General features: G+C 68.1%; 26 protein-coding genes. 13 read left to right on the forward strand and 13 right to left on the reverse strand.

Annotation, left to right across the window (positions count from 1 at the left end):
• Window positions 1–47: 47 nt before the first annotated feature.
• The 3 genes from EOW66_RS09325 to EOW66_RS09335 are packed head-to-tail and all read left to right on the forward strand — an operon-like array spanning window position 48 to window position 2,046.
• Window positions 48–629 carry an NAD(P)H-dependent oxidoreductase gene (locus EOW66_RS09325; RefSeq protein ID WP_128156105.1) on the forward strand — a complete coding sequence of 194 codons (582 nt, stop codon included), beginning with the start codon at window positions 48–50 and terminating at the stop codon, window positions 627–629.
• A complete protein-coding gene (locus tag EOW66_RS09330; RefSeq protein ID WP_128156106.1) occupies window positions 629–1,255 on the forward strand; it encodes an NAD(P)H-dependent oxidoreductase in 627 nt (208 codons plus the stop codon). The genes EOW66_RS09325 and EOW66_RS09330 overlap by 1 nt, the downstream gene beginning before the upstream one ends.
• Entirely contained in the window at window positions 1,252–2,046 is a 795-nt protein-coding gene (locus EOW66_RS09335) for a creatininase family protein (RefSeq protein WP_128156107.1), read from the forward strand. Before EOW66_RS09330 ends, EOW66_RS09335 begins: the two co-directional genes overlap by 4 nt.
• A gap of 86 nt (window positions 2,047–2,132) precedes the next feature.
• On the opposite strand, the gene fmt is transcribed toward EOW66_RS09335, so the two are convergent.
• From fmt to def (EOW66_RS09350), 3 genes are read right to left on the reverse strand one after another with little or no spacing between them, the layout of a single operon-like run.
• Window positions 2,133–3,029, reverse strand: coding sequence for a methionyl-tRNA formyltransferase (fmt, locus tag EOW66_RS09340; protein ID WP_128156108.1), 897 nt, complete (start codon window positions 3,027–3,029; stop codon window positions 2,133–2,135).
• Between the two features lie 4 nt (window positions 3,030–3,033).
• The gene (gene def / locus EOW66_RS09345; protein WP_128156109.1) at window positions 3,034–3,534 is read right to left on the reverse strand and encodes a peptide deformylase; all 501 of its coding nucleotides are present in this window, start codon (window positions 3,532–3,534) and stop codon (window positions 3,034–3,036) included.
• Window positions 3,534–4,076 carry a peptide deformylase gene (gene def, locus EOW66_RS09350; protein WP_128156110.1) on the reverse strand — a complete coding sequence of 181 codons (543 nt, stop codon included), beginning with the start codon at window positions 4,074–4,076 and terminating at the stop codon, window positions 3,534–3,536. Before def (EOW66_RS09350) ends, def (EOW66_RS09345) begins: the two co-directional genes overlap by 1 nt.
• 173 nt (window positions 4,077–4,249) lie before the next feature.
• Between def (EOW66_RS09350) and EOW66_RS09355 the strand changes: the two genes are divergently transcribed.
• Window positions 4,250–5,425: a MalY/PatB family protein gene (locus EOW66_RS09355; RefSeq protein WP_128156111.1), complete on the forward strand. Its 1,176-nt coding sequence runs from the start codon at window positions 4,250–4,252 to the stop codon at window positions 5,423–5,425.
• 3 nt (window positions 5,426–5,428) lie between these two features.
• Here the strand turns inward: EOW66_RS09355 and EOW66_RS09360 are convergent, their stop codons facing one another.
• The gene (locus EOW66_RS09360) at window positions 5,429–5,773 is read right to left on the reverse strand and encodes a hypothetical protein (RefSeq protein WP_128156112.1); all 345 of its coding nucleotides are present in this window, start codon (window positions 5,771–5,773) and stop codon (window positions 5,429–5,431) included.
• A 171-nt stretch (window positions 5,774–5,944) separates the two neighbouring features.
• Here EOW66_RS09360 and EOW66_RS09365 point away from each other — a divergent pair, with 171 nt between their 5' ends.
• Complete coding sequence (locus EOW66_RS09365; protein ID WP_128156113.1) at window positions 5,945–7,114, forward strand: lytic murein transglycosylase; 1,170 nt, start codon at window positions 5,945–5,947, stop codon at window positions 7,112–7,114.
• Here EOW66_RS09365 and EOW66_RS09370 read toward each other — a convergent pair.
• Together EOW66_RS09370 and EOW66_RS09375 are read right to left on the reverse strand one after the other, a co-directional pair.
• A complete protein-coding gene (locus EOW66_RS09370) occupies window positions 7,111–8,550 on the reverse strand; it encodes an HlyD family type I secretion periplasmic adaptor subunit (protein ID WP_239017543.1) in 1,440 nt (479 codons plus the stop codon). The two genes, EOW66_RS09365 and EOW66_RS09370, sit on opposite strands and share 4 nt — an antisense overlap.
• Window positions 8,547–10,283 (reverse strand): type I secretion system permease/ATPase, encoded by a 1,737-nt coding sequence (locus tag EOW66_RS09375; protein ID WP_128156114.1) that lies wholly within the window; start codon window positions 10,281–10,283, stop codon window positions 8,547–8,549. Before EOW66_RS09375 ends, EOW66_RS09370 begins: the two co-directional genes overlap by 4 nt.
• Window positions 10,284–10,507: 224 nt before the next feature.
• Here EOW66_RS09375 and EOW66_RS09380 point away from each other — a divergent pair, with 224 nt between their 5' ends.
• Together EOW66_RS09380 and EOW66_RS09385 are read left to right on the forward strand one after the other, a co-directional pair.
• Window positions 10,508–11,254, forward strand: coding sequence for an MlaA family lipoprotein (locus EOW66_RS09380; RefSeq protein WP_128156115.1), 747 nt, complete (start codon window positions 10,508–10,510; stop codon window positions 11,252–11,254).
• On the forward strand, window positions 11,226–11,867 hold the full coding sequence (locus EOW66_RS09385; RefSeq protein ID WP_128156116.1) for an MlaC/ttg2D family ABC transporter substrate-binding protein: 642 nt from the start codon (window positions 11,226–11,228) through the stop codon (window positions 11,865–11,867). Before EOW66_RS09380 ends, EOW66_RS09385 begins: the two co-directional genes overlap by 29 nt.
• Window positions 11,868–11,941: 74 nt before the next feature.
• Here the strand turns inward: EOW66_RS09385 and EOW66_RS09390 are convergent, their stop codons facing one another.
• On the reverse strand, window positions 11,942–14,173 hold the full coding sequence (locus tag EOW66_RS09390; protein WP_128156117.1) for a transglycosylase domain-containing protein: 2,232 nt from the start codon (window positions 14,171–14,173) through the stop codon (window positions 11,942–11,944).
• Between the two features lie 262 nt (window positions 14,174–14,435).
• Between EOW66_RS09390 and EOW66_RS09395 the strand changes: the two genes are divergently transcribed.
• On the forward strand, window positions 14,436–14,774 hold the full coding sequence (locus EOW66_RS09395; protein WP_113898648.1) for a P-II family nitrogen regulator: 339 nt from the start codon (window positions 14,436–14,438) through the stop codon (window positions 14,772–14,774).
• A gap of 24 nt (window positions 14,775–14,798) precedes the next feature.
• Entirely contained in the window at window positions 14,799–16,130 is a 1,332-nt protein-coding gene (locus EOW66_RS09400) for an ammonium transporter (RefSeq protein WP_113898649.1), read from the forward strand.
• 91 nt (window positions 16,131–16,221) lie between these two features.
• Here the strand turns inward: EOW66_RS09400 and EOW66_RS09405 are convergent, their stop codons facing one another.
• The 6 genes from EOW66_RS09405 to smpB all read right to left on the reverse strand — a co-directional run bounded on the left by EOW66_RS09405 (window position 16,222) and on the right by smpB (window position 22,045).
• Window positions 16,222–17,790, reverse strand: a complete 1,569-nt coding sequence (locus tag EOW66_RS09405; RefSeq protein WP_128156118.1) for a DHA2 family efflux MFS transporter permease subunit — start codon at window positions 17,788–17,790, stop codon at window positions 16,222–16,224.
• Between the two features lie 3 nt (window positions 17,791–17,793).
• The gene (locus tag EOW66_RS09410; RefSeq protein ID WP_128156119.1) at window positions 17,794–18,858 is read right to left on the reverse strand and encodes an HlyD family secretion protein; all 1,065 of its coding nucleotides are present in this window, start codon (window positions 18,856–18,858) and stop codon (window positions 17,794–17,796) included.
• Complete coding sequence (locus EOW66_RS09415; RefSeq protein ID WP_128156120.1) at window positions 18,848–19,306, reverse strand: MarR family winged helix-turn-helix transcriptional regulator; 459 nt, start codon at window positions 19,304–19,306, stop codon at window positions 18,848–18,850. The genes EOW66_RS09410 and EOW66_RS09415 overlap by 11 nt, the downstream gene beginning before the upstream one ends.
• 127 nt (window positions 19,307–19,433) lie before the next feature.
• Window positions 19,434–20,615 carry an amino acid aminotransferase gene (locus tag EOW66_RS09420; protein WP_128156121.1) on the reverse strand — a complete coding sequence of 394 codons (1,182 nt, stop codon included), beginning with the start codon at window positions 20,613–20,615 and terminating at the stop codon, window positions 19,434–19,436.
• A complete protein-coding gene (gene sseA, locus EOW66_RS09425; RefSeq protein WP_164881080.1) occupies window positions 20,615–21,466 on the reverse strand; it encodes a 3-mercaptopyruvate sulfurtransferase in 852 nt (283 codons plus the stop codon). The genes EOW66_RS09420 and sseA overlap by 1 nt, the downstream gene beginning before the upstream one ends.
• A 105-nt stretch (window positions 21,467–21,571) precedes the next feature.
• Window positions 21,572–22,045 (reverse strand): SsrA-binding protein SmpB, encoded by a 474-nt coding sequence (gene smpB / locus EOW66_RS09430; RefSeq protein WP_113898655.1) that lies wholly within the window; start codon window positions 22,043–22,045, stop codon window positions 21,572–21,574.
• A gap of 105 nt (window positions 22,046–22,150) precedes the next feature.
• Here smpB and EOW66_RS09435 point away from each other — a divergent pair, with 105 nt between their 5' ends.
• The 4 genes from EOW66_RS09435 (at window position 22,151) to EOW66_RS20375 (ending at window position 24,573) form a co-directional block, all read left to right on the forward strand.
• A complete protein-coding gene (locus tag EOW66_RS09435; protein ID WP_113898656.1) occupies window positions 22,151–22,597 on the forward strand; it encodes an ion channel in 447 nt (148 codons plus the stop codon).
• Window positions 22,598–22,687: 90 nt separating this feature from the next.
• Window positions 22,688–23,608 (forward strand): protein-methionine-sulfoxide reductase catalytic subunit MsrP, encoded by a 921-nt coding sequence (gene msrP, locus EOW66_RS09440; RefSeq protein WP_128156123.1) that lies wholly within the window; start codon window positions 22,688–22,690, stop codon window positions 23,606–23,608.
• Window positions 23,608–24,210 carry a protein-methionine-sulfoxide reductase heme-binding subunit MsrQ gene (locus tag EOW66_RS09445; protein ID WP_128156124.1) on the forward strand — a complete coding sequence of 201 codons (603 nt, stop codon included), beginning with the start codon at window positions 23,608–23,610 and terminating at the stop codon, window positions 24,208–24,210. Before msrP ends, EOW66_RS09445 begins: the two co-directional genes overlap by 1 nt.
• Window positions 24,211–24,396: 186 nt before the next feature.
• Window positions 24,397–24,573 (forward strand): hypothetical protein, encoded by a 177-nt coding sequence (locus tag EOW66_RS20375; protein WP_164881064.1) that lies wholly within the window; start codon window positions 24,397–24,399, stop codon window positions 24,571–24,573.
• Window positions 24,574–24,659 lie beyond the last annotated feature (86 nt).

The raw sequence follows: 24,659 nt of genomic DNA on the forward strand, positions 1-24,659 counted from the left end.
CTCCCGCCGGAGGCGTCCGCGGGCGGGGCCGGGAGCGGAGGGCGGGGATGACGCGCGCGCTGGTCCTTTTCGCCCATCCCTGCGCCGAAAGCTTCTCGGCGGCGCTGCACCGGCACGTGTGCGATACGCTTTCGGCGCGGGGCTGGCAGGTCGACGATTGCGATCTCTACGCCGAGGGCTTTGCGCCGGTGCTGAGCGCGGCCGAGCGGCGCGGCTATCACGACATCGGGCCGAACCTCGATCCGGTGGCGGGTCACGTTGCGCGGCTGCGCGCCGCCGAGGCGCTGGTGCTGGTGTTCCCGGTCTGGAACATGGGCTATCCGGCGATCCTGAAGGGGTTTCTCGACCGGGTGTTCCTGCCCGGCGTGTCGTTTCGGATGGAGAACGGCCAGACCGTGCCGAACCTCACCCATATCCGCCGGCTTGCCGCGGTGACGACCTATGGCGGCTCGCGCTGGCGCACCTTTCTGGCGGGCGATCCGCCGCGTCGGCTGGTCACCCGCCATCTGCGCTACATCACCCGGCCCGAGCGTTTCCGCTTCCTCGCGTTGCATGACATGAACCGCGTGACCGAGGCCGGGCGCGCGGCCTTCCTGACCCGCGTCGGCCGCGCGATGGAGGCGTTCTGATGCGCGCGCTTGTCGTCTATTGTCACCCGCGCGCCGACAGCTTCAACGCCGCCGTGCGCGACGTGGTGCTGGAAAAGCTGGCCGCCGCCGGGGCCGAGACCCGGCTGATCGACCTTTACGCCGAGGGCTTCGAGCCGGTGATGTCGGGGCCCGAGAACGCCGCCTATCTCGACCTGACGATCGGCACCGATCACATGGCCGCTCATGTCGCGGCGATCCGCTGGTGCGACACGCTGATCTTCGTCTATCCGACCTGGTGGTACGGGCTGCCGGCGATGCTGAAGGGGTGGCTCGACCGGGTGCTGCTGCCGGACGTGGCCTTCCTGATGCCCGAGGGCGAGAACGGCACGATCCGCCCGGGGCTGCGCCACATCACCCGGCTTGGCGTCTTCACCACCGGCGGCGCCTCGCGGCTGCTGACCTTCTTCGTCGGAGCGCCGGGGCGACGCACGCTGCTGCGCGGGCTTGGGCTCTTGTGCAAGCCCGGCAAGCGCACCGCCTTCGCCATGCATTACCTGATGGACAGTTCCACCCCGAAAACCCGCGCGCGGCACCTGCAACGGGTCGCGCGCCAGATGGACCGGCTGATCGGGCCGGTGCCGCAACGACAGGAGGTCAAGGCATGACCCACCACGACTGGGCGTTCCACCGCGCGCCCGCTTTCAAGGGGCTCGATCCGATGACGACCGTCGCGATCCTGCCCACCGCCGCGATCGAGCAGCACGGGCCGCATCTGCCGGTGGGCACCGATACGCTGATCATGGAGGGGATGCTCGCCGAGCTGCGCCGGCAGCTCGATGCCGCGCCCGATGCGCCCGCGGTGCGGATCCTGCCGGTGCAGGCGGTGGGCAAGTCGAACGAGCATCTGTGGGCGCCCGGCACCGCCACGCTGAGCGCCGAGACGGCGCTGAGCGCATGGGTCGAGATCGGGCTTTCGGTGGCGCGGGCGGGGATCCGCAAGATCGTGCTGGTGAACAGCCATGGCGGCAACCTTGACCTGGTGTCGATCCTGTCGCGCGAGCTGCGGGTGCGGGCGGGGATGTTCGCGGTGAAATGCCAGTGGACCGCCTTCGGCCATCCCGAGGGGATGTATCCGGCGAAGGAGCTGGCCTATGGCATCCATGGCGGCGATGTCGAGACCTCGCTGATGCTGGCCTTCAACCCGGAGACCGTGGACATGGGCGCGGCGCAGGATTTCGCCTCGAGCGCCGAGACCGGGCTGATCTCGCCGGTGGGGCCGATCTCCTATGGCTGGATCGCCTCCGATGTGAACCCGCTCGGCGCCGTTGGCAATGCCGCCGCGGCGACGGCGGGGAAGGGCCGGGCGACGGCCGCGCATCAGGTGGCAGGTTTTGTCGAGCTGTTGCGCAAGGTGGCGGCGCAGCCGCTCGACGGGTTCGCGCCGGTTGCCGGGTGACGCGCGCCGGGGGCTTCGCGCCCCCGGACCCCGCGAGGTATTTGCGGCAAGATGAAAGCCGGGCCGTCAGGCGCGGCGAGGGCCGGTCAGGCGAGGTGATCGGGCAGGGTGAGGCCCTTCAGCACCTCGGCGGCGGGCATCGGGCGTTTGCCCTCGCGCTGCGCCTCGAGCACCTCGAGGGCACCAGTGCCGCAGGCCACGGTGAAGCCGCCGAGCACCTGTCCGGGCGTGCCGCTGCCGGGCGCCGGGGCGGCGCGCAGCAGTTTCAGCCGTTCCTCGCCCGCAAGGCACCACGCGCCCGGGAAGGGGGAAAGGCCGTTCACCTGGTGCACGAGCTCCGCCGCCGGGCGGGACCAGTCGATCCGCGCCTCGGCCTTGTCGATCTTCGCCGCATAGGTGACGCCCGTTTCGGGCTGCGGCTCGGGGCTGAGGGTATCGAGCCGGTCGAGCGCCTCGAGGATCAGCGTGGCGCCCATCTCGCTCAGCCGGTCGTGCAGCGCGCCGGTGGTCTCGGTTGCGCCGATCGGGGTGGTGGCGCGCAGCAGAACCGGGCCGGTGTCGAGCCCCGCCTCCATCTGCATGATGCACAGCCCGGTCTCGGCATCGCCCGCCATGATCGCGCGGTGGATCGGCGCGGCACCGCGCCAGCGCGGCAGGAGCGAGGCGTGGATGTTCAGGCAGCCGTGCCGCGGCGCGTCAAGCAGCGCCTGCGGCAGGATCAGCCCGTAGGCCACCACCACCGCGACATCGGCCCCGAGCGCGGCGAAGGCGGCGCGGTCTTCCTCGGCACGGAAGTTGCGCGGCGTGCGCACCGGCAGGCCGAGCTCGAGCGCCTTCATGTGCACCGGCGTCGGGCGGTCCTTCTTGCCGCGGCCGGCGGGGCGGGGCGGCTGCGAATAGACCGCGACCACCTGATGATGCGCCGCCAGCGCCGCGAGCACCGGCACGGAAAACTCGGGCGTGCCCATGAAGACGACGCGCATCGGCTTACCTCCGGGTGAGTTTCGCCGCTTTCTGCACCAGCATCTTGCGGCGCAGCGGTGAGAGATGGTCGAGATAGGTTTTGCCGTTCAGATGGTCGATCTGATGCTGCACCGAGGTCGCCCAGAGCCCGACGAAGTCGCGCTCCTCGGTCTCGCCCGCCTCGTTCAGGAAGCGCACGGTGACGGCGCGGGGCCGTTCGATCGTGGCGAAGACGCCGGGCAGGTTGGGCGAGGCCTCGTCGTGGCGGCGCAGCTGCACCGAGGCATGCAGCACCTCGGGGTTCGCCATCTTCACCGCCTGACCGCGCTTGTCCGAGGCATCGACGACGGCAAGCCGCAGCATGATGCCGATCTGCGGCGCGGCAAGGCCGACGCCCGGCATCGCCTCCATCGTCTCGACCATGTCGTCCCAGATCATCCGCACCGTCTCGGTCACCGCCGTCACCGGCTCGGCGGCCGTGTGCAGGCGGCGGTCCTCATAGGGAATGAAGGGGCGCACCGCCATCAGAGGATGCTCTGATCCTTCGCGGCGCGGGCGCGCTCGCGTTTCAGCTTTTCCATCTTGCGGGTGATCATCTGCCGCTTCAGGGGGCCGAGGTAGTCGATGAAGAGCTTGCCGTCGAGGTGGTCGTTCTCGTGCTGGGCGCAGGTGGCCCAGAGCCCGTCGAACTGCTCCTCGTGGATCTGCCCGTCAAGGCCGAGCCAGCGCATCCGCACCTCGCGCGGGCGGGTCACCTCGGCGTATTGATCGGGGATCGAGAGGCAGCCTTCCTCGTAGACGTTGGTCTCTTCCGAGGTCCAGGTGACCTCGGGGTTGAGCATCACCATCGGCGCCGGGGCGGTGGCCTTGTCCTTGACGCAATCCATCACGAAGAGGCGCTTGAGCACGCCGACCTGCGGCGCGGCAAGGCCGACGCCCGGGGCTTCATACATCGTGGCAAGCATGTCATCGGCAAGTTTGCGGATCTCGTCGTCGACGGTGACGACGGGGGCGCAATGCTTCTTGAGCCGGGGGTCGGGATGGATCAGGATCGGGCGCAGTGTCATGGCGTTGATGTAGGGGATGGCGCGACGCCGTGCAATGGCCTGGTGAAATCGGAAAAACGTTCCATGTTGATTGAAAATTCAGGGAATAATTCCCGATGAATTGATCTTCATCGGAACGTTGTGCTGCGATATTCATCCGGGAAGGACTAAAATTTCGACAGGAGCGTGAAGACATGACCCTTGCCCCCGACTTCGACGAGGTGATCGACCGCGTCGGCACCCATTCGGTGAAATGGGACTGCATGCAGGACCTTTACGGCGTGAGCCCCGAAGAGGGAATCGCAATGTGGGTGGCCGACATGGACTTTCGCCCGCCGGCCTGCGTGCAGGGCGCGCTCGAGACGATGGCGGCGCAGGGCGTCTATGGCTATTGGGGCGACAACCGCGCCTATCATGCGGCGATCGGCTGGTGGATGGCGCACCGGCACGGCTGGCAGGTCGAGCCCGAGTGGATCTTCACCACCCATGGGCTGGTGAACGGCACCGCGATCTGCGTTGACGCCTTCACCCAGCCGGGCGACGGCGTGGTGCTGATGACGCCGGTCTATCATGCCTTTGCGCGGGTGATCCGGGCGGCCGGGCGCACCGTCGTCGAATGTCCGCTGAAGCTGGTCGATGGCCGCTATCAGATGGATTTCGACGCCTGGGAGGGGATTGTCGACGGCCGGGCGAAGATGCTGATCCTGTGCTCGCCGCACAATCCGGGCGGGCGGGTCTGGACCGCCGAGGAGCTGCAGGCAACCGCCGAGTTCGCCCGCCGGCACGGGCTGGTGCTGGTTTCCGACGAGATCCACCATGATCTGGTGATGCCCGGGCAGCGCCACATTCCGATGGCGACGGCGACCGATTACCCGGTGGTGATGATGTCGGCGACGACCAAGACCTTCAACATCGCCGGCACCCATTCGGGCAATGTCATCATCGCCGATCCGGAGCTGCGGGCGCGGTTCGCGGGCCGGATGGCGGCGCTTGGCATTTCGCCGAACAGCTTCGGCCTGGCGATGGCGACGGCCGCCTACAGCCCCGAGGGGGCGGCCTGGCTCGACGCGCTGATCGCCTATCTCGACGGCAACCGGAAGATTTTCGACGAGGGGGTGAACGCGATTGCCGGGCTGCGCTCGATGCCGCTCGAGGCGACCTATCTCGCCTGGGTCGATTTTTCCGGCACCGGTATGAGCGACGCCGAGCTTGCCGCGCGCGTCGAGCAGGGCGCGAAGATCGCGGCGAATCACGGGCCGAGCTTTGGCGCCGGCGGCGAAGGCTGGATGCGCTTCAACCTTGCCACGCCGCGGCTGCGGGTGGAGCAGGCCGTCGCGCGGCTGCGGGCGGCGTTTTCCGACCTGCAGTGAGGCCTAGAGGCGGGGCAGAAGCCCCGCCGGCGCGCCCTCGTCGCGGACGAAATCGACGGGCGGGCGATCGGTCACCGGGGTCTCGCGCTTGATGGTGCAGATCAGCTCGCCCCCCTCGATCTCCGAGGCGACGATCAGGCAGGTCGCCAGATGGCGGCTGCCCTCATAAAGATCGACAAGCCCGCGCAGGGTGTGGATCTGTGCCGCATCAAGGGCGAAGCCGCCAGGCCAGCGCCGCAGCACCGGCCAGCTTTCCTCGCCCGCCCGGATCCGCAGTCGCGAGCGGCGCCGGCCGCCCTGTGTCGCCGCGCGCAACCCGGCGAGAAGCTCTTTTGGCAGAATCTCCATTTCCCCCTCCGGTGACCGTTCCCTGCCTCCAAGTCTGTGCAGGCGCTTGTAAAGATCAAGCGACGGTGCCGGCCGCAGCGCAGCATGTGCCCGAAATGTGACGCCCCGCGCACGGTTGCCCGACGGGCCGGCCGCCGCTACCGTCAGGGGGGTCTTTCCGGGAGTTTTCCGATGCGCCGCCTGTTCCTTGCCACCTGCCTTGCCCTCGCCGTTCCGGGGCTTGCCCGTGCCGCCGACTGCGGCGGCGATTTCGGCACTTTCGTCGCCGGGCTGAAGGCCGAGATGCGGGCCGGGGGGCTGAGCGCGGCGCAGGCCGACGCCTTCTTCCGCGGCGTGCGGCAGGACGCCCGGGTGCTGCGCGCCGACCGCGGGCAGGGCGTTTTCCGCAAGGATTTCCTTGCCTTTTCGGCCTCGGTCATCAGCCAGAACCGGCTGACGAACGGGGCGCGGATGGCGACGAAATATGCCACGGTCTTTGACCGGGCCGAGCGCAGCTATGGCGTGCCACGCGGCATTTTGCTGGCCTTCTGGGGGCTCGAGACTGATTTCGGCGCGGTGCAGGGCGATTTCAGCACCCGCGACGCGCTGGTGACGCTGGCGCATGACTGCCGCCGGCCCGACCTGTTCCGGCCGCAGGTTCTGGCCGCGGCGCGGCTTTCTGCGCGCGGCGATTTCGATCCGGCACGCAGCCGCGGGGCCTGGGCGGGCGAGATCGGCCAGGTGCAGATGCTGCCCGCCGATATTCTGGTCAACGGCGTCGACGGCGATGGCGACGGCCATGTCGATCTGAAGGGCTCGGTGCCCGATGCGTTGCTGTCGGGGGCGAAGATGATCGCCGGCATGGGCTGGCGCGCGGGCGAGCCCTGGATGCAGGAGATCATCGTGCCCGCGGATCTCGACTGGCGCCAGACCGGGCTGAACCACGCATTTTCGACCGCCGACTGGGCGCGGATGGGGGTGCGGGCGCGGACGGGCGCGCTGGCACCGGGGCAGGGCTCGGTGCTTCTGCCGATGGGGCGCAAGGGGCCGGCCTTCATGGTCTATCCGAATTTTCAGGTGCTCTTCGAGTGGAACAAGAGCTTCGTCTATGTCACCTCGGCCGCCTATTTCGCCACGCGCCTCGAGGGCGCGCCGCGGCTTGATCCGCGCACGCCCGAGCCGGGATTGAGCGCCGAGCAGATGAAGGCGCTGCAGGCGCGGCTGACGGCGCGCGGCCATGACGTCGGCAAGATCGACGGCATCCTTGGCGAGAAGACGCGCGAAGCGGTGCAGGCCGAGCAGGCCCGCCTCGGCCTGCCCGCCGACGCCTGGCCGACCGCCGCGCTGCTGAACCGGCTTTAATCCTCGCGGAAGGCGCGGTTGAAGTAATCGGCGAAGGGCTTCACCAGATAGCCGAGCGGCGAGCGCTCGCCGGTGCGGATATAGACCTCGACCGGCATGCCCGGCAGCAGCGTCAGCCCGCCGAGCTTCGCCAGCTCGCCCGGGTTCAGCATCACCTCGGCGCGGTAATAGGAGGCGCGCGTCGCCTCGTCGGTGATGGCGTCGGCCGAGATGTTGGTGACCTGGCCCAGAAGCTGCGGCGTGGTGCGGCTGGCAAAGGCCGAGAAGCGCAGCTGCACCGGCTGGCCGATCGAGACCTCGTCGATATGGATCGGCGAGATCCGCGCGGCGATGACCAGCGGCCGGTCCTGCGGCACGATGTAGAGCACCGGCTCGGCCGCCCGGATCACCGCGCGCGGCGTGGTGACGGTCATGCCGTAGACCACGCCCGAGACCGGCGCGCGCAGGTCGAGCCGCTCGATCTGCCCGCTCAGCGCGCGGCGCCGCTCGGCCAGTTCCAGCTCGCGATAGCCGATGTTGCGCAGTTCGGTCTCGGCATCCTCGCGCCGCTGCGAACTGAGCCGCAGGGTCTCGAGCTCGAGCTCGGTGATCCGGCCTTCGGCCTGGGCGCGCTGCGCCGTCAGCTCGCCGACCTGCCCCGCCAGATTTGCCGCCTCGCGCTCGAGGGCCAGCACCCGGCTCGATTGCGCCAGCCCCTTCGCCAAGAGGCTGCGCTGATCGGTCAGCTCCTGCCCGATCAGGTCCTGCTGGGTGGCAAGGGCGGTCAGCTGCGCGTCGATGCCGGCGATCTGCGACTGCGTCTGCTCGCGCCGCTTCGCCACCTGTTCGAGCGATTTCGTCAGCGTGGCGAGGCGGGCGTCAAACAGCCGCTGCTGGCCGTCGACCAGTTCGGCCACGTCCGGGTCGGCCTGTGCGGCGGCCAGAAGCTCGGGCGCGAAGCTGATCGCGGCGGCGTCGGCGCGCTCGGCCTCGAGCCGGCCGCGGCGCGCCAGAAGCTCGTAGAACTGGCCCTCGACGATGGCGTGCTCCGAGCGCAGCATCTCGCCGTCGAGGCGGATCAGCGTGTCGCCGGCCTGCACATGATCGCCGTCCTGGACGAGGATCGCGTCGACGACGCCGCCGTCCGGGTGCTGCACCACCTGGCGGCGCTGGTCGACCTCGATCTGACCGCTCGCCACGACGGCGCCGGCGATCGAGCTGAAGGTGCCCCAGGCGCCAAAGCCGCCGACGAGCACGAGCAGCGCGAGGAAGCCCGCGATCAGCGTGCCGCGGGCCGAGAGATGGGGAACATGCGGGGGCGGTTCGGGCGCCGGGGCGGGGGGCCCGGTCCTTGCCGGATGTGTCGGGATCGCCTTGCGCACCAGCGCCATCGAATCGGGCGTGCCGGTGGTGGCCGGGACGGGCGGCTTCGGGTCGGAGTTCGCGCCCTGCGTCATGCCACACCTCCGGGGCCGGACTTGCGGGTGATTTCGTTCGCGTTCTGCACCATCGCGCGCAGCACCTCCTCGCGCGGGCCGAAGGCGCGGCGCAGCCCGCCCTCGAGCATCAGGAGCGTGTCGCATTCCGCGATCGCCGCCGGCCGGTGCGCCATGATCAGCACCGCGCCGCCGGCGGCCTTCATGCTGCGCACCGCGGTGTTCAGCGCGAGGCTGCCCTCGTTGTCGAGGTTCGAGTTCGGCTCGTCGAGGATGAGCAGCACCGGGTGGCCGTAAAGCGCACGGGCGAGGCCGATGCGCTGGATCTGCCCGCCCGAGAGCCGGCCGCCGGCCTGATCGACGCGGGTGTCGTAGCCCTCGGGCAGGTCGAGGATCATCTGATGCGCCGCGGCGCGCCTGGCCGCCTCGACCACCTGTGCGGGGTCGGGGCGGGGCGACAGGCGGGCGATGTTCTCGGCGATCGTGCCGTCGAACAGCGTCACCCGCTGCGGCAGGTAGCCGATCAGCCCGCCGAGCACGTCGGGGTCGTATTGCTCGAGCGTGGCGCCATCGAGCCGGATCCAGCCGCCCGCCGGCCGCCACACCCCGCACAGCGCGCGGGCAAGTGTCGACTTGCCGGCGCCCGAGGGGCCGATCACCCCCATGGCCTGACCGGGTTCGAGCCGGAACGAGACCATGCGCAGCGTCGCGGCGGAATGGCCGGGCGGCACCACGGTGAGGTTGTTCGCCTCGAGCACGGCGCGCGGCCGCGGCAGCGGGGTGCGCAGGGTCTCGGCCGGGACCGAGCTGAGCAGCACCATCAGCCGGCCCCAGCCTTCGCGGGCGCGGGCGACGACCGACCAGCCGGTCACCGCCTGCTCGACCGGGGCGAGGGCGCGGCCCATCAGGATCGAGCCCGCGATCATCGCCCCCGCGGTCATCTCGCCGCGCAGCACGACGAAGGCGCCAAGCGCCAGCATCGCCGATTGCAGGAAGACGCGGAAGGTGCGGGTGAAGGTGGCAAAGCCGCCGCCGATGTCGGTGGCGCGCAGCGCGGCCTCTTCGGCGTGTGTGCGCGCCGCCTTCCAGCGCAGGAAGGAGGCGCGGCGCATGCCGAGCGCCTGCAACAGCTCTGATTCGTCGCGCAGATGGTCCGAGAGCCGGTCCGAGGCGATATGGGCGCCGGTCGCCTGCATCAGCGGCTGCATGGTCATCGACTGGTTGAGCAGGGTGACCGCGACCAGCAGCGCGCCGCCCGCAAGCGCGAGGAAGCCGAGCCAGGGATGGAAGAAGAAGATCGCGGCGAAGAAGATCGGCGACCAGGGCAGGTCGAAGAGGGCAAGGAACACCGGCGCCGAGAGCAGCTTGTGCACCGCGTCGAGGTCGCGCAGCGACGAGACCGCCACCGGGTCGTTCGGCGCGACCGCGTGGCGGCGCAGCGCCGCATCGAAGACCCGCGCCTCGAGCCGGGCCTGAAACTGCGCGCCGACCCGCGCCATGACGCGCGCGCGGACGTAATCAAGCACGCCCATCATCGCGAACAGGAAGACGACGAGGAGAAAGAGCGCGGTCAGCGTCTCGACCGAATGGGCGCCGAGGACGCGGTCATAGACCTGCAGCATGAACAGCGGCCCGGTCAGCATCAGCAGGTTGACGAAGGCCGAGAACAGGCCGACGGACCAGATCAGCGCGTTGCTTTCCGCCCGTGCGCCGCGCAGCTCTGCCCGGCCCTTCGCGAGTTCGTCGCGTTTCATCAGGATCCCCCTCCGGACATTCGGGGGCGCCCCCGAATCGGCGTTTCCCCGCCACAGTTCATTCAAATCGAGCCAGGTTTCCCGCTCGTGAACAGAAAAGCCGTTTCGGCGCCTTGTCTCAGCGATGCCACAACCTTAATTCTTGCCCCGTGGTTTACCCTTAAACGCGGCTGCGAGTCACCCTGGTTCGCTGCCGTCAGAGGGGAACGGAACGGGAGAACGGGATGGCCAGAGCACTTGGCGGCGCCGCTGTGGTGGTGCTCGCACTCGTCGGCTGCGCCGCGCAGAGCGAGTCGCCGACCGGGATCAACGATCCCTATGAAAAGACCAACCGGCAGATGCATGCCTTCAACAAGGGCGTCGACGAGGCGCTGTTCAAGGCCCGCCCGGGGCAGCCGCGCACGGTCGACAACGGTTTCGTGCGTTCGGTGTCGAACGTGGGCTCGAACCTCGGCCTGCCGGGCAAGGTGGTGAACTCGCTGCTGCAGGGGCGCCCGGAACCGGCGGTGAAGAACACCTTCCGCTTCCTGATCAATTCGACGATCGGGCTGGGCGGTGTCTTCGATCCGGCGGGCTCGTCCTTCTCGCTGCCCGAGACCGACACCGATTTCGGCGAGACGCTTGCGGTGTGGGGGGTGCGCGAGGGCGCCTATGTCGAACTGCCGGTCTTCGGCCCCTCGACCGAACGCGATGCGGTCGGCACCGTGGTCGACATCGCGATGAACCCGGTGGGGCAGGTGCTGAAAGGCGCCGATGCCGCCGCCGCCAGCACGGCGCGCGTCGCCGGCAAGGTGGCAGACCGCAAGATCCACGGCGATATCGTCGAATCCATCCTTTACGACAGTGCGGACAGCTACGCGCAGGCCCGCCTCCTCTATCTGCAGAACCGGCGTTACCAGTTGTCCGGACAGGAGTATAACGATGCCCAGGCATGGGATCCCTATGCTGACCCTTACCAGCAGCAGCAATGAACGCGGCCTGAGCCGGGCAGGGGGGCGCCGCGCCTTCCTGCGCGGTGGCGCCGCACTGGCGGCGGCCGTCATGCTGCCCGGCGCGGCTTTCGCGCTGAACGACACCCAGGCCCGTGCGCTGATCGGCAAGGCCGTCGACGACGTGAATTCGGCCATCGATTCGGGCAAGTCCGGGCCGGCGCTTTATGCCCTGTTCGAGAGCATCTTCGTGAAATACGCCGACGTGCCGACGATCGCGCGCTCGGCGCTCGGCGTTGCCTCGCGCTCGGCAAGCCCGGCGCAGATGGCGGCTTTCACCACCGCCTTCCGCGGCTATATCTCGCGCAAATACGGCAAGCGTTTCCGCGAGTTCATCGGCGCCCGCTTCGAGGTTGCCGAGGCGCGCCAGGTCAAGACCTTCTACGAGGTGAAGACGGTTGCCTACCTGCGCGGCCAGTCGCCCTTCGAGGTGCTGTGGCAGGTTTCGGACAAGTCCGGCAAGGATCTGTTCTTCAACATCATCATCGAGGGCGTGAACATGCTCGCGGCCGAACGCACCGAGATCGGCTCGATGCTCGACGCGCGGCGCGGTGACGTGAACGCGCTGATCGCCGATCTGAAGACGGCCGGCTGATCGGCCCAGCCGACGCATGAAAAAGGCGCGGTCCCGCAAGGGGCCGCGCCTTTCGCTTGCCGGGGCTGCCGCACTCAGTACAGCGAGTGCAGCAGAGATTCGATCTTGTCGCCAAGGGTTTCCGTCTTCTGCGGTTCGGGGCGGACGAGTTCGCCATTCACCACCGGCACGCCGCCCTCGGGGATCGGGCCGCCCTCGGTCCAGGGGGCCTGCGGCGCGCCCTGCGCAACGGGCTGGTTGCGCCATTCCGCCGGATCGGCCTTCGGCAGCGGCGTCGAGGGGACGTCGGCCTCGACCCGGGCCATCACCTCGTGCCAGATCTCGGCCGGCAGGCCGCCGCCGGTGACGCCGGAAAGCGGGCGGTTGTCGTCGTAGCCCATCCAGACGCCGGTGACGTAATCGGCGGTGAAGCCGATGAACCAGGCGTCGCGCGCCGATTGCGTGGTGCCGGTCTTGCCGGCGACCTCGTGCCCGTCGAGCCGGGCGCGCCGGCTGGTGCCCTGTTCGACGCCCTGGAACATCATCCACATCAGCTCGCGCGCGGCCTTTTCCGAGATCACCCGCTCGCCCATGCCGCCGCCGGCCCCGAAAAGCGGCTCGGCATCGCCCTTCAGCCGCAGCTCGGTCAGGCCGTAGGGTTTCACCGAGGAGCCGCCGTTCAGGATGCCGGCATAGGAGCCGGTCATCTCGAGCAGCGTCGATTCGGAGACGCCGAGCACCACCGCCGGCCCCGCCGCGAGGTCCGAGGCGAAGCCGAAGTCGGTGGCGACCTTGCGCACCGCATCGAAGCCCACGGCCTGGCCCACCCGCACGGTGGCGGTGTTGATCGATTCGGCGAGGGCCTTCCACAGCGGGATCTCGCCCAGATACTTGTTGGTGTAGTTCTTCGGCGACCACGGGCCCGAGCCCTTGACGTTGATCGTCAGCGGGCCGTCGAGAATGGGGGTGTCGGGGGTCCAGCCCATGTCGAGCGCCGCGGCATAGACGAAGGGCTTGAAGGTGGAGCCGGTCTGCCGCTTCGCCTGGGTGGCGCGGTTGAAGGCGCCCGAGACCTTGGTCTTGCGCCCGCCCACCATCGCCCGCACCGCCCCGTCCGAGGACATCACGACGATCGCCGCCTCGGCGGAGGACCCGTCCTTGACCTTGGTGTCGAAGACCGCGGCGAGGGCCTCCTCGGCCTTGCGCTGCAGGCTCTGGTCGAGCGTGGTGCGGATCACCACGTCCTCGGTGGTGTCCTTCGACAGGAAGTCGGGGATCGTGTCCATCACCCAGTCGGCGAAATAGCCGCCGGCGCGCGCCTGTGCCGCCTCGGAGAGCGTGGCCGGGTTGTCGCGCGCCTGCGCCCAGTCCTTGTCATTCAGGACGCCCTGCTCGTGCATCAGCGCAAGCACCATCCCCGCCCGCTCCTGCGAGCGTTTCAGGTTCGAGGTGGGGGCGTAATAGGAGGGCGCCTTCAGCAGCCCGGCAAGCATGGCCGCCTGTTGCGGGGTGACATTCGCGGCGGAGGTGCCGAAGTAGCGCTGCGCCGCCGCCTCGAAGCCGCGCGCGCCGGCGCCGAGATAGGCGCGGTTGAGGTAGATCGTCAGGATCTGGTTCTTGGAATACTTGAATTCCATCGCCAGGGCGAAGGGGATCTCCTTGATCTTGCGCTTCACCCCGCCCGAACGGCAGTCGTCCTCGTAGGCAGCTTCGGTCTTCCAGCGCTGCGGGTCATAGGCGACGCCGAGGCAGAGCAGTTTTGCCACCTGCTGGGTGATCGTCGAGCCGCCGTTGCCCTCGAGCGGGCCGCGCCCCTCGCGCAGGTTGATCGCGATCGCCGAGGCGATGCCGCGGGGCGAGACGCCGAAATGCTTGTAAAAGCGGCGGTCCTCGGTGGCGATGATGGCGTTGCGCAGGTAGGGCGAGACATTCTCGGCAGTGATCTGGCCGCCGAAGGTCTCGCCGCGCCAGGCGAAGACCTCGCCGCCGCGGTCGAGAAGGGTGACCGAGCCGCGGTTGCGGCCGTCGAGCAGCGCCGTGTACTCGGGCAGCTGCGAGTAGAAGTAGAAGGTGGCAAGCCCGACGATCAGCGCGATCACCGCGCCGACCCGCCAGGCGGTGCCCCAGACCACGCGCCAGATGAAATGCGCAAAACCGTAAAGCGCAGTGCGGATCGGCCCGCGCCGGCGCGGCGGCCGGGGGGCGGAAGAGCCGTGAGACTTCTGCGACGGGGCGGGTTTCGGCGTGGCCTTCGCGGCGGGGGCTGCCCCCGTCGGATACCGTTTGTCTGCCATCAGCGGCCCGCGCCGCCCGCCTGTTCCTGCCATTGTTTCGCCTGCTGCCTGCCTTTCGGAGCAGGTTACATGGATGCTTTCCGCTTGTGGAGCAACAAGCATTCACGATTCGGTTTTTGTGGCGATTAAATTTTAACCAGAATGCCTGATTTATGTGACTTTCGGGCACAAAGCACGGGAAGGACGCCGCGGCCGATGCGCGCTTCGCTTGTCTGGAAGGGGGGGAAAAGGCCTTCTGCTGGCGTGCGGTGCCCTCGCTGGCATCGGGGCTGCGGACCATAGGAAGGGAAATCCAGTGAAACTGATCATTGCAGCAGTCAAACCGTTCAAGCTCGAGGAGGTGCGCGAGGCGCTCACCGCCATCGGCGTGCGCGGCATGATGGTTACGGAAATCAAGGGTTTCGGCGCTCAGTCCGGCCACACCGAAATCTATCGCGGTGCGGAATATGCGGTGAACTTCGTGCCGAAGGTGAAGCTCGAGATCGTGGTCCCCGACAGCCTCGCCGACGAGGTCGTGGACACGATCCTGAAGTCGGCGAAGACCGACAAGATCGGTGACGGCAAGATCTTCGTCCTCGACGTGAACCAGGCGGTTCGCGTGCGCACCGGCGAAGCTGGCGACGACGCGCTGTAAGAAACGCTCAGGGGAAGTGAAACGATGAAAAACCTTACCAAGATTGCGGGTCTCGCCGCGGCGCTCGCAGCCGCAGCCGCCCTGCCGGCCTTCGCGCAGGATGCGGCGGCAGAAGCCGCGCCGGTCATCGACAAGGGCGACGTCGCCTGGATGATGATCTCCTCGGCGCTCGTGCTGTTCATGACGATCCCGGGCCTCGCGCTGTTCTACGGTGGCCTCGTGCGCACCAAGAACATGCTCTCGGTGCTGATGCAGTGCACCATGATCACCGCTGTCGTGATGATCATCTGGGTGCTCTACGGCTACTCCTTCGCCTTCGGCGGCGGCACCTCGCCGTTCTGGGGCGGCCTCGGCAAGCTCTTCCTGTCGGGCGTGACGATGGATTCGACCGCCGCGACCTTCACCGACGGCGTCGTGCTGCCGGAATATGTCTTCATCGCGTTCCAGATGACCTTCGCCGCGATCACCCCGGCGCTGTTCATCGGCGCCTTCGCCGAGCGCATCAAGTTCTCGGCCGTGATCCTGTTCACCATCCTCTGGGTGACGGTGATCTACTTCCCGATCGCGCATATGGTGTGGGACGGCTCGGGCCTGATCTTCAACATGGGCGCCGTTGACTTCGCCGGCGGCACCGTGGTCCACATCAACGCCGGGATCACCGCGCTTGTTGCCGCGCTCGTCATCGGCCCGCGCATCGGCCTGGGCAAGGACATGATGGCGCCGCACTCGATGACGCTGACGATGACCGGCGCCGCGATGCTGTGGGTTGGCTGGTTCGGCTTCAACGCCGGTTCGAACCTCGAAGCGACCGCCGGCGCGACGCTTGCGATGCTGAACACCTTCGTGTGCACCGCCGCTGCGATCGTCAGCTGGGGCCTCGTCGAGACCCTGACCCGCGGCAAGGCCTCGGGCCTCGGCGCCGCCTCGGGCATGGTTGCCGGCCTCGTCGCCATCACCCCGGCCTGCGGCACCACCGGCCCGGTCGGCGCGATCGTCCTCGGCCTCGCCGTCTCGCCGGTCTGCTACTTCTTCGTCACCACGGTGAAGTCGAAGTTCGGCTATGACGACAGCCTCGACGTCTTCGGCGTGCACGGCATCGGCGGCATCATCGGCGCCATCGCCACCGGCATCCTGATGGCTCCGGGCCTTGGCGGCACGGGCGGCGACGACTTCGCGATGGGGGCTCAGGTCCTGATCCAGATCAAGGCCGTCATCATCACCCTGCTGTGGTCGGGCATCGGCTCGCTGATCCTGCTCTACATCGTCAAGGCGATCACCGGTCTGCGCGTCTCGGTCGATGACGAACGTCAGGGCCTCGACCTCACCACCCACGGCGAAAGCGCCTATCACTCGTAAGAGCGATGTCCCGCGAAAGTGGGAGGGACGAGCGAAACTGGAAAGGCCCGGGGGAACCCCCGGGCCTTTTGCCTTGCGTGGATGCGGGCGCTCAGTCGGCGTGGATCGTCGCCGCCTCGCCCGCCTCGCTCAGCCCCGGGCGGCGCAGCAGCAGCACCAGCGGCACGGCGGCAAGGGTGACCCACATCATCGCCTTGAAGTCGTCGAGATAGCCCACCATCGCCGCCTGCTGGGTGACGAGCTGGTTGACGATCGTCCAGACCGCGCCGTCTCCGTATTTCAGCGTCAGCATCTTCAGCGCGCCGGCCAGCGGCCCGTTCGTCAGCTGCGTGAAGTCCGGATCGAGCGCCGAGACCTTCTGCACCAGCTCGGTGTGGTTGATCTGGGTGTTGCGGGTCAGCAGCAGCGTCACCACCGAGATCCCGATCGAGGAGCCGATGTTGCGCACGAGGCTGTAGAGCGCCGTCGCATCGCCGCGGAAGCGCGCCTCGATCGTGGCGAAGGAAACGGTCGAGAGCGGCACGAAGACGAGGCCGAGCCCGAAGCCCTGCACGAGGCCCGAGATCACCACCAGCCGCGCGTCCATCTGCGGGCCGAAGCCGGTCATGATGTCGAGCGAGAGCGCGGTGAGCAGCAGCCCCGCCACCACCAGAAGGCGTGCGTCGAGCACCCGCAGCAGCTTGCCCGCCGCCATCATCGTGATCATCGTGCCGACGCCGCGTGGCGCCATCACCATGCCCACAGTGATCACCGGATAGCCGAAGAGACCGGACAGCATCGGCGGCAGCAGTGCCAGCGAGGCGAGCAGGATGATGCCGACGATGAAGATGAACACGAGCCCGGTGGCGAAGTTGCGGTCAAGGAACATCCGCGGGTCGAGGAACGGGTGCTCGGCGCCGATGATCCAGACCACGAAGACCCAGAATCCCGAGAGCGCGATGGCGAACTCGATCCAGATCTCGGCCGAGTTGAACCAGTCGACCTCGCCGCCGCGGTCGAGCATCAGCTGCAGCGCGCCAACCCCGATGCCGAGTGCCGCGAAGCCGAAGAAATCGAACTGCCGCAGCCGCCGGCCCATCTCGGGCAGGTAGGCCATGCAGCCCGCGAGCGCCACCGCCCCGAGCGGCACGTTGATGTAGAACACCCACCGCCAGTTGAAGGTCTCGGTCAGATAGCCGCCGAGGGTGGGGCCGATGATCGGGCCGACCATGATCCCCGCGCCCCACATCGCCATCGCCGAGCCGTGCTTTTCCTTCGGGTTGATGTCGAGCAGGAAGGTCTGGCTGAGCGGCACGATCGCGGCGCCGAAGACGCCCTGCGCCATGCGGAACAGCACCATCGTCTCGAGGCTCCAGGCGATGCCGCACAGCATCGAGGTGAGGATGAAGCCCGCCACCGAGGCGACGAAGATCTCCTTGCGGCCGAAGCGCTCCGACATCCAGCCCGACAGCGGCGTGACGATCGCCGCGGCGACGATGTAGGAGGTCAGCACCCAGTTGATCGTGTCCGAGGACGCGCCGAGGTCGGCGCGCATCGACGGCAGGGCGACGTTCGCGATCGTGGTGTCGAGCACCTGCATGATCGTCGCGAGCATCAGCGAGAGGGTGATCAGCCCGTGATGCTTGACCTCGCCCGGGGCGGAGACGACGGCGGCCGGCATGGCTTACTTCTCCGCCGTCGCGCCATGCGCGAAGAACGACCCGAAACGGGTCTCGGCCTTGGTGTCGACGGTGACCGAGGCGGAGAGACCCGAGCGCAGGCCGTTCAGATCCGAGCCCTCGGCAAGCCGCAGCCGCACCGGCACGCGCTGCGTCACCTTCACCCAGTTGCCGGTGGCGTTCTGCGCCGGCAGGATCGAGAACTCGGCCCCGGTGCCCGCGCCCACGGATTCGACCGTGGCGGTGTAGCCGCGGTCCGGGAAGGTGTCGAACTCGACCTCCGCGGTCTGGCCCGGGCGCATCCCGCCGATCTGGGTTTCCTTGAAATTCGCCTCGATCCAGGTGTCGCCGGTTTCGACCAGCGAGAACAGCGTGGCGCCGGCGGTGACGAACTGGCCGGGCTTGAAGCTGTCGGCCCTGTAGATCACGCCGTCGGCCGGCGCCTTCACCGTGGTCAGCGACAGGTTGTAGGCCGCCTTGTCGCGCGCCACGATCGCCGCCTGCACGGTGGGGTGATCGTCGGTGGCGATCTCGGGGTCGCTGCCGAGCGCGGCAAGCGCCGCCTCGACGCCCTGCTGCGCGGCGGCGAGCGATTCACGGGCGGATTTCGCGTTGTGCCGCGCCGCGTCGAGCGCCGATTCGGTGCCGGCGCCGCGGCCGGTGATCTGCTGCTGCCGCTTCAGCTCGGAGTCGAGGTAGTCGACGCTGTCCTGTGCGACCTTCGCCTGGGCAAGCGAGACCCGGTAGGCGGCGCGCAGCTGCTCGACGCCGAGCCGCGCCTGCGACAGGGCCGCCTCGGCCTGGGCGAGGGCGAGCTTGTAGGGTTCGGGATCGACGCGGAACAGCTCCTGCCCGGCCTTCACCTGCGTGCTGTCGGCGACGAAGACCTCGGTCACGCGGCCCGACAGGTCCGAGGCGACCGAGATCCGCGCCTGGCGGACCGCGGCGTTCTCGGTGTTCTCGTAGCGCCCGGCATCGAGCCAGATCCAGGTGCCGCCGATCACCAGCGCCAGCGGCAGCGCGGCCATCAGCCATTTCTTCGGTTTTCTCTGAACGTTCTCAGCGGTCATCTTGCGCCTCGGGGCTGTCGGAAAGGTTGATGATGATCCGGCGCAGGGCGTCGGTCAGGGTGTCGAGCGCGCCGGGGGGCAGCCCGGCCAGCGCCTGTTCGTAAAGGTCATCGGCAATCTGCCGCGCGTTCTCGAAGGCGGCATGGGCCTTGGACTTCGCGACGACGAGCTTCACCCGGCGGTCGTTCGGGTCCGGTTCGCGCTCGACCCAGCCCGCCTCCTGCATCCGGTCGACGAGGCGCGAGACCGAGATCGGCTCGATTTCGAGGAACTCGGCCAGCCGTGCCTGCGACAGCGGCCCGCGCCGCAGCAGATGCACGAGGACGCGCCATTGCGCGGAGCTGAGGCCGAGCTCGGTGGCGCGCTGCTCGAACCGGCGGCGGATCGCGCGCGTGGCGTCGGTCAGCAGGAAGCCGAGGCTTTCATCGGGAATGGGGGGACTGGACATGCGACTCGCCTTCAGGAAGGTGAGCAGAGATATTATAAGCCTGCTTATCAAATCAAGGAAAATGCGCAAAAGAAATGCGCGGCGGCATCGCTGCCACCGCGCAGGGGATGTGCAAAAATGCGCCGGTTCAGACGCCGGCGGCGAGGATCGCGCGGGCCAGGACCGGCACTGATTTCGCGTTCAGCCCCGCCACGTTGAAGCGGGAATCGCCGACCATGTAGATGCCGTTTTCGGTGCGCATCTTCTCGACCTGCTCGGGCGTCGCGCCAAGGCGCGAGAACATGCCGCGGTGCCGGGCGAGAAAGTCGAAGCGGTCCGAGTTCGACAGCTGCCGCAGTTCGGCGGCGAGCTGCTCGCGCAGGCCCAGCATGCCGTTGCGCACTGCTTCGAGCTCGGTTTCCCATTCGGCGCGCAGCGTCGGGTCGGTCAGCACCATCGTCACCAGCCGCGCGCCGTGGTCGGGCGCGAAGGAATAGGTCTGCCGGTTCAGATAGGCGAGCGTGCCCTGCGTCATCTCCTTCGCCGCGGCGTCGGACAGCACCATCAGGCAGCCGGTGCGCTCGCGGTAGATGCCGAAGTTCTTCGAGCAGGAGGCGGCGATCATCACCTCGGGCAGGCGCGACGCGATCAGCCGGGTGCCGGTGGCATCGGCCTCGAGCCCGTCGCCGAAGCCCTGATAGGCGATGTCGACCATCGGGATCGCGCCGGTCTTCTCGAGCAGGTCGGCGACTGTCGCCCATTGCTCGATCGTCAGGTTGGCGCCGGTCGGGTTGTGGCAGCAGCCGTGCAGCAGCACCACGTCGCCCGCCTTCAGCCCGGCCAGGTCGGCCATCATCGCGGTGAAGTCGACGGCGCGGGTCTCGGCGTCGAAATAGCGATAGCTTTTGCGCGGCATGTGCATGAAGTCGAGGATCGACAGGTGGTTCGGCCAGGTCGGGTCCGAGGCCCAGACCGTGCAGTCGGGGTTGGCGATCCGCGCCAGCTCGAAGGCCATGCGCACGGCGCCGGTGCCGCCCACGGTCTGCAGCGCCGAAAGCCGATCCTTCGGATAGTCCGCGCCCAGCACCAGCCCCGCCATCGCGGCGTGGAAGGCGGGCTCACCCGCCAGCGCGGTGTAGGTCTTCGTCGTCTCGGTGTCCCAAAGCTGCTTTTCCGCCGCCTTGATCGCCCGCATCACCGGGGTGTGGCCCTCGGCATCCTTGTAGACGCCGACGCCGAGGTCGACCTTCTCGGGCCGGGGATCGGCGCGGAACATGCCCATCAGCGCGAGGATCTTGTCCTGCGACTGCGGCTTCAATGCGTTGAACATCATGCTTCTCCGGTTGCGACCTTGAGGTCGTTGTACATGCCCCATTCCGACCACGAGCCGTCATAGACGGACCAGTCGCGGTGGCCGATGCGTTCGAGCGCCAGCGCGAGGATCGAGGCCGAGACGCCCGAGCCGCAGGTGCAGATCACCGGCTTCGTGGTGTCGACCTGCGCCGCGGCGAACAGCGCGCGCAGCTCTTCGGGGGATTTCAGCCGGCCGTCGGCGGTGATCACCGTCTGCCAGGGCAGGTTCTTCGATCCCGGGATATGGCCCGAGCGCAGGCCCGGGCGCGGCTCCGGCGTGGCGCCGGTGAAGCGGTCATGGGCGCGGGCATCGACGATCTCCTGATCGCCGAGCTTTGCAGCATGGGCGACCTGGGTGACGTCCTTCACCAGGCTCGCCTGGCGCTGCACGGTGATGTGGCGATCGCGCATCACCGGCGGCAGATCCTCGATCTCGCGGCCCTCGGCGATCCATTTCGGCAGCCCGCCGTCCAGCACGGCGATGTCGCTCTTGCCCATCAGGCGGAACAGCCACCACACCCGCGGCGCCGAGAACACGCCGACCTGATCGTAGACCACCACCTGATGGCCGTCGCCCACGCCCATGGCGCGCATCCGCGAGATGAACTTCTCGACCGGCGGTGCCATGTGCGGCAGCGGCGAGCGGGTGTCGGAAATCTCGTCGATGTCGAAGAAGCGCGCGCCGGGGATATGGGCGGCGTCATAGCCCTTGCGGGCGTCGCGTTCGTCATCCGGCATGAACCAGGTGGCGTCGAGGATACGCAGGTCGGGGTCCTGCAGGTGGGCTGCCAGCCACTCGGTGGAAACCAGCGTCTTCGGATCGTCCATGGCCATCGCGCCCCTCCGTTTTCTCGGTCTTGTGCTTAGACTCAAGGGGGGCGCTGACGCAAGGCTGAAGGGGCCTTCAGCCGTCTGTGGGATGGGGAAAGCGGCTCAGCTGTTCTGTTTCAGCAGGCGCTGCTTTTGCCGGTTCCAGTCGCGCTTCGCCTCGGTTTCGCGCTTGTCGGCAAGCTTCTTGCCCTTGGCGATGCCAAGCAGCAGCTTCACCCGGCCCTTCTCGTTGAAATACATCTTCAGCGGCACGATGGTCATGCCCTCGCGCCCGGTGGCATTCCACAGCCGTGCGAGCTCGCGCTTCGAGACAAGGAGCTTGCGCCGGCGCCGCTCCTCATGGCCGAAGACGCCCGCCTCCTTGTAGGCGGCGATGTAGCCGTTGATCAGCCACAGCTCGCCCCCCTCGACCGAGGCATAGCTTTCGGCGATGTTCGACTGGCCGGTGCGCAGCGACTTCACCTCGGAGCCGGTCAGCATGATGCCGGCCTCGAGCGTGTCCTCGACGGCATAATGGTAACGGGCCTGCCGGTTCTCGGCGATCAGCTTGGAATTGGGGTCGGATTTCTGCGCCATGATCGCACCGAGATAGGCGAGGGGAGGGCATCTGTCCAGTGCGGCACGCGCGCCACTTGACCGGAACCGGGGCGCGGATGTAGCGCGAGGCCGGGGGGGACGGCGATGTTCATTCAGCTTTTCATCGGCTCGGTGATGATGCTTCTGACGGTGGTGATCGCCGCCTTCAGCGCCTGGGGCATGGAGTGGGCCTTCGCCCGCTCGCATTTCTGGCTGTTGCTCGAGCCGCACCGGCCGAAGCTGATGCTGGTGGTGCTGATCGCCGCATTCTGGGCGCTGGCGATGGTGACGGTCGGGGTGTGGATCTGGGCGCTGTGCTTCCGATCGCTCGGCATCTTCGTGACGATGGAGGCGGCGGTCTATTTCGCCCTCGTCTCCTACACCACGCTTGGCTACGGCGACATTCTTCTCACCCACGAATGGCGCATCCTCGGCGGCATGGCGGCGGCGAACGGGCTGCTGAACATCGGCCTGCTCACCGCGCTTCTGGTCGAGGCGCTGCGCCACGTCCGGCTGAGCCAGCTGCAGGCGCACCGCGCGCGCGATCTTTAAACGCGGTCACATGTGCGTCAGACCCGCTGGTTGCCGCCCGGCATCGCGCCATTTGCGCGTAACATGGGGGCAAACAGAGGAGGTGAGAAGATGCGCCGAAACCGCGACACGCAGCCGGGCTGGGCCGAGGTGACGCCCAGGGCCCTGTTCCTGAACCGCCGCGAGATCATTGCGGGCGCGCTTGCCGCTTCGGTCGCCGGGCCCGCCGCCGCGCGCATCGCCGCCGCGCCCTCGCCCTATTCGACGGAGGCGGCGCCGAACACGCTCGAGGAGATCACCTCCTACAACAACTTCTACGAATTCGGCTGGGACAAGGGCGACCCGAAGGCCCATGCCGGCGCGCTGACCACCGACCCCTGGTCGGTCGAGATCGGCGGTCTGGTCGAGAAGCCGGGCAGCTACGACCTGGCCGATGTGCTGAAGACCGCGGCCCCCGAGGAGCGGATCTATCGCTTCCGCTGCGTCGAGGCCTGGGCGATGGTGATTCCCTGGATCGGCTTTCCGCTTGCCGCGCTGCTGAACCGGGTCGGGGTGCAGCCCGGGGCGAAATACGTGGCCTTCGAGACGCTCTTGCGCCCGTCCGAGATGCCCGGCCAGCGCGGCCCCGGCATCGACTGGCCCTATGTCGAGGGGTTGCGGCTTGACGAGGCGATGCACCCGCTGACGATTCTGGCCTCGGGTCTTTATGGCGAGGAGCTGCCGAAGCAGAACGGCGCGCCGCTGCGGCTGGTGGTGCCGTGGAAATACGGCTTCAAGTCGATCAAGAGCCTGGTGAAGATCACCCTGACCGAGCGCGAGCCGCGCACCACCTGGAACGACCTGCAGCCGCGCGAATACGGTTTCTATGCCAATGTGAACCCGGCGGTCGACCATCCGCGCTGGAGCCAGGCGAGCGAGCGCCGGATCGGCGCCGGGCTGTTCGCGGCGCGCCAGCCGACCCTGCCCTTCAACGGCTATGGCGATCAGGTGGCCTCGCTCTACGCCGGCATGGACCTGCGGGCGAATTACTGATGATCGCCCGGCTGAACGCGACGCTGCGCCGGCTGCCGCCGGGGGCGGTCTATCTGCTCGGCCTGCTGCCGCTTGCCTGGATCGTCTGGCTGACGCTGTCGGGTGGCATCGGAGTCGATCCGGTGAAGGGGATCGAGCACCGTCTGGGCAAGGTCGGGCTGTGGTTCCTGGCGGGCGGGCTGACGATCACGCCGCTGCTGCGGCTGACCCGGCTGAACCTGATCCGCTATCGCCGCGCAATCGGGCTGCTCGCCTTCTTCTACATCGCGCTGCATCTCGTCGCCTGGGTCTGGCTCGACATGGGGCTGCTGTGGCGGCAGGCGGCGAGCGATCTGGTGAAGCGGCCCTATCTTGTCCTCGGCATCTCGGCCTTCGCGCTGCTGATCCCGCTGGCGCTGACCTCGAACGATGCGTCGGTGCGGCGGCTGCGGGCTGGCTGGCGGCGGCTGCATCGGCTCGTCTACCCGGCGGTGCTGCTCGGGGTGGCGCATTACCTGTGGCAGATGAAGGTGATCTCGCCCGAGGGCTGGACCTGGGCCGCGGCCGTGGCGGCGCTTCTGGCGCTGCGATTCCCGGGCCTGATCCGTCCGAGTCGGGGCTGAACGCCTCGGGGCGGGAGTTTTGTGTCGTTCTTCCGGGGTGTTCGCGCAACAATCTTGCAGGGGCAGGATTTGCCCGGATTTCCGCGTCTTGCCGTGTTCAGCGCCGCTCCAATGAAAGCAGGGGTTTTCGGCCTCCCGGCAAAAAATCCGCAGAAAAAATGAAAAAGTCTCTTGCGGAGTTTGTCGGTGATCCGTAAACAGCGCCTCACCGAAGCGGAACACACCGCGCCGGTCGCCGGAAGGCGCCGCAAGGCACTGGAAAGCAAGACGAAATTTGGAGATGGGTTGGCTAGCGGCGCCACGAAGATGGGGCGCAACTGGTTGATTTTGTTTCCGTGCTCTTTGAAATTGATAGATATCTGAAGAGATATGCGGGCGGTTTGGTCGAGATCGACGCGGACCGTAGCATATCGCTCACTAGGGGCAACCCGATGATGTGAGTAGTCAGC

Origin of the sequence: Paenirhodobacter huangdaonensis (assembly GCF_004022465.1) — a bacterium.
Classification (GTDB): Bacteria; Pseudomonadota; Alphaproteobacteria; order Rhodobacterales; family Rhodobacteraceae; genus Rhodobacter; species Rhodobacter huangdaonensis.